An 11,823-nucleotide genomic window follows, 5' to 3' on the forward strand; every position below is an offset into this window, starting at 1 on the left:
TACACAGCATATTATGAAACCAAGATTAGCAGAAAACGAAAAAGATAGTCCAATCATCGTGGGATTGGATATCGGAACAACGAAGATTTGTGTTACGGTCGGTCGTCGTAGCGGAGCCAACAAAATTGAACTCTTGGGTGTCGGGAAAGCCGAGTCCTCCGGTGTGAACCGCGGGGTAGTCGCGAACATCCAACGGACGGTAAGCAGTATTCGGGATGCTGTCTCGATAGCTGAATCGCAATCGAATGTCGACATTAAAGTTGTCAACGTTGGAATTGCAGGTCAGCATATTAAAAGCATTCAACACCGCGGTATATTGACCAAGCGCGACTACGATGAGGTGACTCGTATTGACGTGGAGCAGTTAATTTCCGATATGTATAAGCTAGTACTCCCTCCAGGTGAGGAAATTATCCATGTATTGCCACAGGAATTCACCATCGATAACGAACCGGGCATTAAAGAGCCTATCGGTATGGCGGGACGTCGCGTGGAAGCTAATTTTCATATTATTTCGGGGCGTGTGACCGATATCAACAATATTAAACGTTGTGTAGATAATTCGGATTTGGAAATCTCTTCCCTAGTCTTGGAGCCTCTTGCATCATCTGAAGCTGTGTTGGATGACGAGGAAAAAACTGCTGGTGTGGTGTTAGTGGATATTGGTGGCGGCACCACGGATGTGGCTATCTTTCATGAAGGTATTATTCGTCATACGGCTGTTATCCCGTTAGGCGGCAATATCGTAACGGAGGATATCAAACAAGGTTGCTCCGTATTGCGAAACCAAGCGGAACAGTTGAAAGTTCGCTACGGTTCTGCTTTGGCGGATGAAAACAAGGATAATGAGGTGATCTGTGTGCCGGGCATCCGTGGACGCGAGGCTAAGGAAATCTCCGTAAAGAATTTAGCCTACATTATTCAGGCGCGGATGGAGGAAATCATCGAACATGTTTACTACGAGATTAAATCGTCCGGATACGAGGATAAACTGATTGCAGGGATTGTGATCACAGGTGGCGGTGCCCAATTGAAGCATCTGGTGCAATTAGTGGAGTATATTACCGGTATCGGTTGTAGAATCGGTTATCCAAATGAATATCTAGCGAAAACGGAAATGCTAAACAGACAGGCTTTGGAAGAATTGAAAAGTCCGATGTATGCGACTTCCATTGGCCTGTTAATTAAAGGTGTGCAGGCTGTAGAAGAAGCGGAAGCAACCGAACAAGCGGTGGAGACATCAAGAAAAAGTGGAAAGGTAAAAGAAATCGCAGAGGAAAAGAATAAAAAGGAAAGTTGGTTTTCTAAGCTGTTATCCGATTTTATCAAGGATGATGCGGGAATTGACGACGATACGTTTATAGGAAGGAAATAAGTTTTCCACAACAAGTCTTTTTTCCACAAATTCACAAATGTGGAAAACTGTTGTGAGGATTTTGGTATTATTACATTTGAATTGTTGAACCTATCGGGATTTTATAAGTGGTTTAGCAAGAGTTAAATAGGGTATTTTTATGTCGATACAATTTGAAATGTTAAAGGAACAATCATCAATAATTAAGGTTATTGGTGTTGGTGGTGGCGGTGGCAATGCCGTAAACCACATGTACAAGCAAGGGATTAGTGGTGTAGACTTTATTGTTTGCAATACAGATGCGCAGGCATTGGAGTTGAGTCCTATTCCGAATAAGGTACAATTGGGAGCAAGTTTAACAGAGGGAATGGGCGCAGGAGCAGATCCTGATGTGGGTGAAAATTCAGCTATTGAAAGTATTGAGGATATCAAACGTATGTTAGGTACCAATACGAAAATGCTTTTTATCACAGCAGGTATGGGCGGCGGTACAGGTACTGGAGCAAGCCCTGTATTAGCGAAAGCTGCGAAAGAGCTGGGTATCCTAACTGTAGCTATTGTAACTACTCCGTTTACATTCGAAGGTAAACGACGTCGCTCACAGGCGGAAGAAGGCTTGTCGGAATTGCGTAAATATGTGGATTCCTATTTAGTCATTTCCAACGACCGGTTGCGCGAAATATTCGGTAATTTAACTATGACTGCGGCTTTTGCGAAGGCTGACGATATCTTGACTACTGCTGCCAAAGGTATCGCGGAAATCATCACAATCCCGGGTTATGTAAATGTGGATTTTAAAGATGTGCGTACAGTAATGAACGATAGCGGTGTTGCCATTATGGGAAATGCTGTTTCTACAGGTGAGAACCGTGCTTTGGAAGCAGTAACCGGTGCATTGGCTTCTCCTTTGCTGAAGGACAATGAGATTGAAGGGGCGCGTTATATCCTACTCAATATTACTTCTGGTAAGAAAGAGGTAACAATGGATGAGGTCGCTATTGTAACAGATTATATCCAAGAACAAGCGGGATTGTCGGCAGACCTAATTTGGGGTAACTGTATCGACGAGAGTTTGGAAGACGAGTTGTCGGTAACCATCATTGCCACAGGTTTCCAGACGGCGGAAGAGCGTGTCAAAGAAAAAGAAAAAGAAAAAATTGCGTTACCCTTAACACCAGAACCTGCAGCAAAACAATTTGTAAAACCAGTAGCTCAAAATCAATTTGTAAAGAAAGAAGAACCTGCGACTACACAACAGACGTACATTAAACCTGTACAGGATACAGCCGAGAAGTCACCTTCTTTAGAAACTCCTGCAACTCCTCAAGGAGATCTGTTCACCTCTCCGAAACCGATTCATGCGGCAGTTGCAAAAAAAGAAGAACCGGAAGTTATTCGTCACACGCTGAGTTTAGAAGAACCAGAGCAAGAGGAGGCTCAAGAAGAGTCAGGTTTTGAGTTGAAGACATCACCTTCCATATTTGAATTTAAGTTACCTTCTGTATTCGATGTATACAGTAAGGAAACGTCTGATATAGAAAATACGGAAAAATCAGAAAATATAGCGAAAGAAGAACCTGTAGCACAAGTAGAATCTGCGCCTGAAAAGGAAATAGATTTTGAAGATCAGCTTATGAAAACGAAAGAACGTATATTGCGTTTAAAAGAGTTGAGCATGAAGCTGAAATCTAGCAATGGCTTACAAGAATTGGAAAACGAACCGGCTTACAAACGTAGACAAAAATCGTTGGAAGATGTGCCGCATTCTTCACAATCGCAAGTCTCACGGTTTACATTGTCGTTTGATGACGGAGAGACCGAGATTCGGCCGAACAATTCATTTCTGCATGATAATGTTGATTAATCATCGAGATCAAAATACACTTGGAAGGACAGCAGAAATGCTGTCTTTTTTATTTATATTTACCAAGTAAAAATTAAAATCTAGACGTATATGTTGGCTAAACTAAATAACCCGATATGGGTCATGAGTTCTGCGTATGATAAATTGTCTTTGGACGAACTAATAGCTACCTCCAAAGGAGTAGGGGCACAGGGCATCGATTTATGTGTATTTAGAAAAGACGGAACACGTGAAGATCACACCGCTACCCATTTGGATTACGAAGGCTTTTCGGCTGAGGATGGAAAGCGCCTTATCGAGAAATTCAATGCTGCTGAATTGAGCTTGTCCCTAGGAGCGTTTGAAAATATGATCGGCGGTGATCCCGGACAGCGTATAAAAAACCAAAACCATCTGTTACGTCTTATTCGCATAGCACATCTATTAGGGGGGGATAGAAATGATGTGAAAGTAGGAACATTTGTAGGATATAACCACGAGCTCGGAAATGAAATTGATGGTTTCCAGAAGAATTTAGAGGAATATAAGCGTGTGTTCGAGCCTATCGTAAAATATGCGGAAGATCTCGGTGTTACGATTGTATACGAAAATTGTCCAATGGAAGGCTGGCGTTCTGCGCGCTATACCTCTACTTATAATAACTTACCTGCAGTACTGGCTGCTCGAAAATTGATGTATACCCTAATTCCGAGCAAAGCGCACGGAGAAATATACGACCCATCACATGATATATGGCAAAGTGTAAATCCAGTCGACGTAATGGAGCAGATGGATATTGAACGGTTGAAGCGCGTTCACGTGAAGACCACACGTAATTTGAAAACAAAAGCTCGTGTAGAGTGGGGAGGGATGTATCCTATGCAGCACGTGGATGCTTCACTAGCAGAGCAGGCAGGCATTACCATTCCGCAACACGACTGGGATCGCCATCATTACGAAGCTATGCTTCCCGGATTCGGTGGAACCGATCACATGGACTGGAATGATTTCGTTACCGTGTTGCACCGGAGAGGTTTTGATGGGCCTTTTGAGATTGAAAATGAAGCGAAGAACTCAAAAGACACTGGCAACATTGCTGCAACCAATCAAGGATTCGCAAATTGTGTCCGTTTCCTATCACCTTTGTTGTGGGATCTGGATGATAAAAAAGGATATACCTATCAACGTAGTAGCTTCTTGGAAGAGCCATCTATGAAGGATATTCCGGAGGTAACAATAGGAGAATTAAGGTAGTTATGCTTCGCTATGCAATTTGAATAATTCAATGAGCTCGGGTATATTGCCTACATTGAGTTTCTCGAAAACACGACTCTTATATGTGCTCACGGTAGAAGAACTTAATTCCATCAACTTAGCAACTTCCAAAATTCCCAATCCTTTGGTAAGATGTTTAGCAACATCCATTTCACGATTGGATAATTTATGTAGAGGATTGCTCTTGTCAAAAGAGGACTTGCTTGTTGTGAGCTTTTGTATGTAAAGCTCCTTGACGGCATCTGACATATATTTGCCGCGTGTCATGATACTTTCTATAGCATTTTTAAGCTCAGACATAGCCGTTGTCTTATTAAGGTAACCACAAGCGCCCGCATTGATGTATCGCAACGCATAGATGCTCTCTTCATACGAGGAGAAAACTAATATTTTAACTTGAGGTTGAATGTCCAATAACTCCCGGATGACTTTGATATTGTTGCCGCCGGGCATATTAATGTCCAACAGGAGCAGGTCGAATGAATCCGTACGCAATTGGCTATAGACCTCATCGTATGTTTGTGCTTGTTGAATATTGGCGCCGGGAATACACTCCTTAATAATCATGGAAGCGCCTAGTCTCACAATACTATGATCGTCCGCTATTAATATTTTCTTCATTATGGGTTACTTATGTTGGTGTTTAACAGTTCAATACATGAAGCAGTTTTTCTGCATTTACACAGCAAATATAGAAAAAAGTCTATTAAGTAAATGTCATAATGCCTAACGACAGTATTTAAAGAGCAATAAAATATAATGAAATTTTTGAATATTGTAGATTTAATTGTCATTTTTGTTATGGATTGTTTTTAAATTTAAAATTATGGGATTTCTAAAAGAATTTAAGGAATTTGCCATGCGCGGAAGCGTCATCGACCTTGCTGTCGGTGTGGTAATTGGAGGTGCCTTTGGTAAAATTGTTACTTCCATGGTGGATGATATTATCATGCCGCCTATTGGCTACATTACAGGTGGGGTCGATTTCAGCAATATGAAGTATGTTATCACCGAAGCAAATGAAGCTGCGGGTACTACTGAAGTTGCTATTACCTACGGCAATTTTATTAATGTTATTATTCAATTCCTCATTATTGCTTTTTGTATATTTTTGGTTATTAAAGGAATAAACTCGTTAAAGCGTAAGGAAGAAGCTGCTCCGGAAACTCCTGCGGCACCAACTAAAGAAGAGGTATTATTGACCGAGATTCGCGATATCCTAAGAAGTAAGTCGTAAGTGCAATTTTATTCGGATGAAAAATTTGCTTCTTTTCTAAAATAACAGTACTTTTGCATTCCCTTGTATAGGGGAGGATTGATTAAGATATAAAAACAAGCATAATAGCGTCATGAAAAGAACATTTCAGCCTTCGTTAAGAAAAAGAAGAAATAAACACGGTTTCCGTGAGCGTATGAGTACAGCTAACGGTAGAAGAGTATTGGCTGCTCGTAGAGCTAAAGGAAGAAGACGTCTTTCCGTATCAGACGAATACCGTCACAAAGGGTAATACATACGAGCCGGTGACTCCCGCGGGCTTGTGTTCCGGCAAATAGTCACCATGAGCTATACATTTACAAAGGAAGAACGATTATGTAGTAAAAGGCTTATCGAAAGTCTTTTCCGTAATGGTTCTTCTTTTGTTGTTTACCCTTACCGTATTGTATTTCTGTACCGCCCGCTGGTACAACAAGATGCTATTCCTGCACAATGTATCATCTCCGTATCCAAGCGCCGCTTTCGAAAAGCAGTAGATCGGAATGCTATCAAACGTCGTATACGCGAGGCTTATCGCCTGCAAAAATCAGATTTATATAACTTTCTTCAAGAACATTCCCTACATTTGCTCCTGGCATTCCAATATGTGGGAAAGGAAAAGGAACCCTATACAATGCTCTATCAACGTATGGGAAAAGTATTAACCAAGCTGAAAGATGAGCATACTCAAATTTATATGGGAGAAGCTGATTAAAAAGCCATTACAATGGTTTTTTATACTTATCATCCGCTTTTATCAACTTTTCATTTCGCCGTTTCTGGGTGCCAATTGTCGGTACACGCCTACCTGTTCACAATATGGTAAGGAAGCCATTCTAAAATATGGTCCTTTCAAAGGTGGATATCTGGCTATTCGACGGATTTTGAGATGCCATCCTTGGGGAGGGCATGGGCACGACCCTGTTCCATAACGTTTATGATCGAGAATACGTACATCTTACAAATAGAAACAGCGACACCGGTATGCTCCGTCGCTATCAGTAAAAATGGTGAAACCATCGCCAAGGTAGAAGCCGATGCTCCAAATTTACATGCGAGTCACCTAACACTATTCATGGAGCAGGTGTTAGATAAAGCTGCTGTTACAAGGAACGATTTGGCTGCTGTCGCGATTAGCATGGGGCCGGGATCCTATACCGGACTGAGGATCGGCGTTTCGACCGCTAAGGGCTTATGTTATGCGCTGGACATTCCGTTGATCGCGGTGAATACGCTGGAGGCGATGGTCTATGGATTTATTCCGCAAGAGCATAGTGTAGATGCAGGCCGTATATTTGTGCCGATGATTGATGCTCGTCGGATGGAGGTCTACATGGCTAAATATGATTCTCACTTACAATGCATAGCGGAAACAGCCGCCTGTATTATCAATGAAAATTCTTTTTTTGAAGAAGCTGAAAATAACGGCTATATCCTCTTCGGAAGTGGCGCTGACAAATTTGAAACGCTATTTGAAAATAGTCATACTGTGCAGGTAGAAATAGGATTCCGTAATTCAGCATCATTTTTTGATAAATTGGCTTTCCGGAAGTTCCAACAGGGTATGTTTGAGGATGTAGTGTATTTTGAACCTTACTATCTCAAAGACTTTATCGCTACTACGCCAAAAAAGCGTTAATTATAACCATCTACGCTTTTTGAACCAGTAATAAATGAGTGCAGCAAGAACTGCCATTGCTAGCATGATCGCCGGATAACCGTAATACCATTCCAGTTCGGGCATATTTTTGAAGTTCATGCCATACACGCCTACGATGAACGTAAGTGGCATAAAAAATACCGAGATGATCGTCAATGTGCGCATAATATCATTGGTGTGGTTCGATTCTATATTGAAATATACGGACAGAAGTTGTGCTGTATTTTCCGAGATGTTACGATATAAAGTAGATGAGCGGGCATAAATATCTTTTAAATCCTGTGTATAGATATTTTTAAAAGCGGACAGGTGGAAGAAATCCACGATATCCTTATAAAGTGTTAATATAATGCGAATGAGATCAATTTGACGTTTGATATAATAAAGCTGGCGTAAGAAATCCTTTTTCCTTCGGTTTAAAAATACCATTTCTTCATAACTGTCCAATTGCGTATTTAGCTTGGTAATAACCAGGTTTTCAAAGGTCTTCAACGCCTCAGAGGTAAGATGGTTGATAAAAAGTTTGCTTGAATTGAGTTTTTGCAAAGGAAAGCTGCCGGCAAGTTTTTCCAAGTATTCGATATTCCCACGATGGACTGTAATCACAAATTTATCGCTAAAAAACACCGATATGCGTTCAGTAATCTCGGTTAGGGTATCGGAAAAATTGTCAAACTTTGTAGGAATCGAGCGGATAATGAGAAAATGGTAGTTTTCGAATTCTTCTATTTTAGGTAGCTGACCGATTTGCAGGCAATCTTTGATGGAGGCTTCGTGTAATTGATATTTGGATCTAAGGAGTTCGAAATCTTGGAGTGTAGGCTCGGATATATCAATCCAATCAAAAGGAGCATTGCCAGAATCTAAGATGGTGCGTACCATAATGACATAATAATATATTCATGAAATCACGAAAACAAATAAGGCTACTCTTTTGAATAGCCTTATTTGTTCGAATTCTTATTTCTTCTCTTTGGCTTTTTTGTCCTTGTATTCTTTATTCAGCGCTTCGACGACTTCTGCGGTGATATCCATTTTCTTTTCCGCATACAGTACGGTAGGATTAGAAACGGAGTACGTCAATACCAATTCGTAACCTTTCTCTTCCGCATGCTTTTTCAGATATTCGGTAATCGTATTGTACACATTGGTGAACTCAGTCGATTCGTCTTGCGCGATAGACGCAGACGCATTTTGGTCTAAACGGCCAAGTTCATCTTGTTTGCGGGCAAGTCTCTCTTCTGTCGCCTGACGATCAGAAGCACTCATGGAAGCTGCTTTTTGTTGGTATTCGGCTACTTCACGTTGGAAAGCTTGTCCTTTGCTTTGTAAATCGCTTTGCGCTTTCTTTACTTTTGCCTCTAGTTTAGCTCTAACGTCTTTATAATATTCGTATTTTTCTGATAAGGTATCCGAGTTTATATAAACGATCTTCTCTTCTTTGTTGGCATTCGCTACAGATGCAGTCGAATCATTTGTCGTATTGGTAGCTCCCGTGTTGGCGTTTTGATTACATGAGGCAATAGCCATTACGGCAACTAACCCTAAAGATACTTGTGATACTGTTTTAAATAATTTATTCATTCTAATATAGTTTTCAGAAAACAAACCTAAGATAAAAAATTAAATTTTAGAAGTTCTTTGTAAATTATAGTATTTAAAGCGCCCGATTTTAGTGTATTTTTCAATGAATCATGGTTTAAGCCATGGCATATTACGTGTATACCAGCTCTTGATTTTTAGGGAAAAAAATCGTATTTTTGAATGTTAAACGATACTCATTTTAATTTAATTTCATGAGCGAAGAAAATAAGAATCCATCAACGTACTCGGCGGATAATATTCAAGTGTTAGAAGGTCTGGAAGCGGTACGTAAGAGACCTTCCATGTACATTGGTGATACGGGTGTTAAGGGTTTACACCATCTGGTTTATGAGGTGGTCGATAACTCCATTGACGAAGCCGTAGCAGGGTATTGTTCGGATATTGTCGTTACGATCCATAGCGATAATTCTATCTCTGTTAGAGATAACGGACGCGGTATTCCGACAGGTATTAACAAAAAGGAGAACAAATCTGCTTTGGAGTTGGTCATGACCGTACTCCATGCGGGTGGTAAATTCGATAAAGATACCTATAAAGTATCCGGTGGCTTGCATGGTGTCGGGGTTTCTTGTGTGAACGCGTTATCTACCCACTTATCTGCCGTTGTACATCGCGAAGGAAAGATTTTCCAGCAGGAATATGAAAAAGGTAAACCGCAGTATGATGTCAAGGAAATTGGTGAAAGTGATATCACGGGAACCATAGTTACTTTCCGTCCGGATCCCGAGATTTTCACGATGACAACCACATACAACTATGATACGCTGGCAAATCGCTTGCGCGAATTGGCGTTCTTGAATAAAGGTGTGCGCTTGTCATTGATAGATGAGCGGGAGATCAATGAAGACGGCTCACGTAAGTCGGATGAGTTTTTTTCGGAAGGCGGATTACGTGAATTTGTTAAATTTTTAGATGGCACCCGCCAACCGCTTATTCCGGAGCCTATATATGTCGAAGGTATAAAGCAGGGTATACCGGTAGAATTATCGTTGCAGTATAACGATACTTATGCCGAAAACGTCCACTCGTATGTAAATAATATTAACACCATCGAAGGCGGTACGCACGTAGCTGGTTTTCGTCGGGGGTTGACTCGTACGTTAAAAGCGTATGCTGATAAATCTGGTTTGCTGAAAAATCTTAAAGTCGACATTACGGGAGATGACTTCCGTGAGGGTTTAACCGCTGTTGTATCGGTTAAAGTCGCTGAACCACAATTTGAAGGGCAAACCAAAACGAAATTGGGTAATAACGAAGTGATGGGAGCTGTGGATATGGCTGTAGGTGAGATTTTGGGTGTCTATCTAGAAGAAAATCCGAAAGAAGCAAAAACCATCGTACAGAAAGTTATCATCGCCGCTCAGGCTCGTGCTGCTGCGCGTAAAGCAAGGGAACTTGTACAGCGTAAGACAGTTATGGGAGGTTCTGGGCTTCCGGGGAAATTAGCAGATTGTTCAGACAATGACCCTAAGAGCTGCGAGATTTTCTTCGTTGAGGGAGACTCGGCGGGTGGAACAGCGAAGCAAGGGCGCGACCGTCGTTTTCAAGCTATTATGCCATTGAGAGGAAAGATATTGAATGTAGAGAAAGCGATGGAGCATAAGATTTATGAAAACGAGGAAATAAAAAATATGTTTACGGCATTAGGCGTAAGCGTCGGGACGGCAGAAGATTCCAAAGCACTGAACTTGGAGAAACTACGGTATCACAAAATTATCATCATGACGGATGCCGATGTGGACGGTTCGCATATTGCGACGTTGATTTTGACGTTCTATTTCCGTTATATGAAAGAATTGATAGAGAAAGGTTACGTATATATCGCAACGCCCCCGTTATATCTCGTAAAGAAGGGGAAGGAGTTTGAATACGCGTGGAGCGAAGATCAGCGCCTTGCCGCGATTCAACGTCTGAAAGGTGCAGGAAAGGAAGATTCCGTGAACGTACAACGTTACAAGGGGTTGGGAGAGATGAACGCGGAGCAGTTGTGGCAAACAACGATGGATCCTGAACATCGCACCTTGCGCCAGGTAACAATCGATAATGCAGCAGAGTGTGATCGTATCTTTTCCATGTTAATGGGAGATGAAGTTGCACCCCGTAGAGAATTTATTGAGCGTAACGCAAAATATGCGAAGATTGATGTTTAATATAAATGAATGTAATATAGAAGATCCCGACTTTTTACAGGTCGGGATTTTTTTTGGAGGAAAGAAAATTCATATCAGCTTCTGTTCGATAGCCATTTTCACCAGTACAGCTGTATTTTTTGCACCTAGTTTCAATAGCAGGTTCTTTCGATAGCCTCGAATCGTTTCGGGACTTAGGAAAATGTGCTCTGCAATCTCTGTATTGGTCAGACCTTCCGAAATGAGAAGAAGTAGTTCGCGCTCGCGGGGGCTTAACCAGATGTTTTTTTCAGCAGGACGCTTCATCAACAGATCTACTTCGTGACATAAAAATGTTTCTCCCGCGGCAACGGCTTCTATTCCCGCCATAACTTCATCTGCCATAGCATTCTTAATAAGATAACCAGAAGCGCCGTTATCTAGCATTTGCCGAACAATAGCATACTCGTTGTGCGTGGTCAAAGCCAGGACTTTGATTTCCGGAAATTGTTCTTTTATCTCCTTGCAAAAATCTAGTCCGCTAATATCAGGTAGTCCAACATCCAATAATAAAACATCTGGTTTCCAGAAGCCGAGGGAAAGCCGACACTCCGCCGCACTATGTGCTACGCCAACTACGGTTGCTATGGTTGATTCGGCGATGAGGCTCTGTAATCCTTCAGTTAAGATTTTGTGATCGTCTACAATGGCTACGTTAATCAT

13 protein-coding genes are annotated in these 11,823 nt (G+C 41.4%); 9 read left to right on the forward strand and 4 right to left on the reverse strand.

Features of this window, described 5'->3' with window-relative positions; translation table 11 throughout:
* The first annotated feature begins 13 nt into the window (after nt 1-13).
* From ftsA to G5B43_RS06470, 3 genes are all read left to right on the forward strand, one after another.
* Nucleotides 14-1,375 (forward strand): cell division protein FtsA, encoded by a 1,362-nt coding sequence (ftsA, locus tag G5B43_RS06460; protein ID WP_165293885.1) that lies wholly within the window; start codon nt 14-16, stop codon nt 1,373-1,375.
* A 139-nt stretch (nt 1,376-1,514) separates the two neighbouring features.
* Nucleotides 1,515-3,218, forward strand: coding sequence for a cell division protein FtsZ (ftsZ, locus tag G5B43_RS06465; RefSeq protein WP_165293886.1), 1,704 nt, complete (start codon nt 1,515-1,517; stop codon nt 3,216-3,218).
* A 90-nt stretch (nt 3,219-3,308) separates the two neighbouring features.
* A complete protein-coding gene (locus G5B43_RS06470) occupies nt 3,309-4,451 on the forward strand; it encodes a sugar phosphate isomerase/epimerase family protein (protein WP_165293887.1) in 1,143 nt (380 codons plus the stop codon).
* On the opposite strand, the gene G5B43_RS06475 is transcribed toward G5B43_RS06470, so the two are convergent.
* Nucleotides 4,452-5,093 (reverse strand): response regulator transcription factor, encoded by a 642-nt coding sequence (locus G5B43_RS06475; protein ID WP_165293888.1) that lies wholly within the window; start codon nt 5,091-5,093, stop codon nt 4,452-4,454.
* Between the two features lie 205 nt (nt 5,094-5,298).
* On the opposite strand from G5B43_RS06475, the gene mscL reads away from it, so the two are divergent.
* The 5 genes from mscL to tsaB all read left to right on the forward strand — a co-directional run bounded on the left by mscL (nt 5,299) and on the right by tsaB (nt 7,366).
* Nucleotides 5,299-5,709 carry a large-conductance mechanosensitive channel protein MscL gene (gene mscL / locus G5B43_RS06480; protein WP_165293889.1) on the forward strand — a complete coding sequence of 137 codons (411 nt, stop codon included), beginning with the start codon at nt 5,299-5,301 and terminating at the stop codon, nt 5,707-5,709.
* 112 nt (nt 5,710-5,821) lie between these two features.
* Entirely contained in the window at nt 5,822-5,980 is a 159-nt protein-coding gene (gene rpmH, locus G5B43_RS06485; protein WP_105716541.1) for a 50S ribosomal protein L34, read from the forward strand.
* A gap of 51 nt (nt 5,981-6,031) precedes the next feature.
* The gene (locus G5B43_RS06490; RefSeq protein ID WP_165293890.1) at nt 6,032-6,442 is read left to right on the forward strand and encodes a ribonuclease P protein component; all 411 of its coding nucleotides are present in this window, start codon (nt 6,032-6,034) and stop codon (nt 6,440-6,442) included.
* The gene (yidD, locus tag G5B43_RS06495) at nt 6,405-6,659 is read left to right on the forward strand and encodes a membrane protein insertion efficiency factor YidD (RefSeq protein WP_165293891.1); all 255 of its coding nucleotides are present in this window, start codon (nt 6,405-6,407) and stop codon (nt 6,657-6,659) included. The genes G5B43_RS06490 and yidD overlap by 38 nt, the downstream gene beginning before the upstream one ends.
* A gap of 5 nt (nt 6,660-6,664) precedes the next feature.
* Nucleotides 6,665-7,366 carry a tRNA (adenosine(37)-N6)-threonylcarbamoyltransferase complex dimerization subunit type 1 TsaB gene (gene tsaB / locus G5B43_RS06500; RefSeq protein WP_165293892.1) on the forward strand — a complete coding sequence of 234 codons (702 nt, stop codon included), beginning with the start codon at nt 6,665-6,667 and terminating at the stop codon, nt 7,364-7,366.
* Here tsaB and G5B43_RS06505 read toward each other — a convergent pair whose 3' ends face one another.
* Both G5B43_RS06505 and G5B43_RS06510 read right to left on the reverse strand, forming a co-directional pair.
* A complete protein-coding gene (locus G5B43_RS06505; protein WP_165293893.1) occupies nt 7,367-8,269 on the reverse strand; it encodes a CorA family divalent cation transporter in 903 nt (300 codons plus the stop codon).
* A 78-nt stretch (nt 8,270-8,347) separates the two neighbouring features.
* On the reverse strand, nt 8,348-8,971 hold the full coding sequence (locus G5B43_RS06510; protein WP_165293894.1) for an OmpH family outer membrane protein: 624 nt from the start codon (nt 8,969-8,971) through the stop codon (nt 8,348-8,350).
* A 212-nt stretch (nt 8,972-9,183) separates the two neighbouring features.
* Between G5B43_RS06510 and gyrB the strand changes: the two genes are divergently transcribed.
* Complete coding sequence (gene gyrB / locus G5B43_RS06515) at nt 9,184-11,142, forward strand: DNA topoisomerase (ATP-hydrolyzing) subunit B (protein ID WP_165293895.1); 1,959 nt, start codon at nt 9,184-9,186, stop codon at nt 11,140-11,142.
* 69 nt (nt 11,143-11,211) lie between these two features.
* On the opposite strand, the gene G5B43_RS06520 is transcribed toward gyrB, so the two are convergent.
* A complete protein-coding gene (locus G5B43_RS06520) occupies nt 11,212-11,823 on the reverse strand; it encodes a response regulator (protein ID WP_165293896.1) in 612 nt (203 codons plus the stop codon).

The sequence above is a fragment of the Sphingobacterium sp. SGR-19 genome (assembly GCF_011043555.1).
Lineage (GTDB): Bacteria > Bacteroidota > Bacteroidia > Sphingobacteriales > Sphingobacteriaceae > Sphingobacterium.

Excerpts from the sequence above, each read along its gene's own strand:
- ftsA (WP_165293885.1), top strand. The coding sequence starts at position 14 with ATGAAACCAAGATTAGCAGAAAACGAAAAAGATAGTCCAATCATCGTG.
- ftsZ (WP_165293886.1), top strand. The coding sequence starts at position 1,515 with ATGTCGATACAATTTGAAATGTTAAAGGAACAATCATCAATAATTAAG.
- G5B43_RS06470 (WP_165293887.1), top strand. The coding sequence starts at position 3,309 with ATGTTGGCTAAACTAAATAACCCGATATGGGTCATGAGTTCTGCGTAT.
- G5B43_RS06475 (WP_165293888.1), bottom strand. The coding sequence starts at position 5,093 with ATGAAGAAAATATTAATAGCGGACGATCATAGTATTGTGAGACTAGGC.
- mscL (WP_165293889.1), top strand. The coding sequence starts at position 5,299 with ATGGGATTTCTAAAAGAATTTAAGGAATTTGCCATGCGCGGAAGCGTC.
- rpmH (WP_105716541.1), top strand. The coding sequence starts at position 5,822 with ATGAAAAGAACATTTCAGCCTTCGTTAAGAAAAAGAAGAAATAAACAC.
- G5B43_RS06490 (WP_165293890.1), top strand. The coding sequence starts at position 6,032 with ATGAGCTATACATTTACAAAGGAAGAACGATTATGTAGTAAAAGGCTT.
- yidD (WP_165293891.1), top strand. The coding sequence starts at position 6,405 with ATGAGCATACTCAAATTTATATGGGAGAAGCTGATTAAAAAGCCATTA.
- tsaB (WP_165293892.1), top strand. The coding sequence starts at position 6,665 with ATGATCGAGAATACGTACATCTTACAAATAGAAACAGCGACACCGGTA.
- G5B43_RS06505 (WP_165293893.1), bottom strand. The coding sequence starts at position 8,269 with ATGGTACGCACCATCTTAGATTCTGGCAATGCTCCTTTTGATTGGATT.
- G5B43_RS06510 (WP_165293894.1), bottom strand. The coding sequence starts at position 8,971 with ATGAATAAATTATTTAAAACAGTATCACAAGTATCTTTAGGGTTAGTT.
- gyrB (WP_165293895.1), top strand. The coding sequence starts at position 9,184 with ATGAGCGAAGAAAATAAGAATCCATCAACGTACTCGGCGGATAATATT.
- G5B43_RS06520 (WP_165293896.1), bottom strand. The coding sequence starts at position 11,823 with ATGATTAACGTAGCCATTGTAGACGATCACAAAATCTTAACTGAAGGA.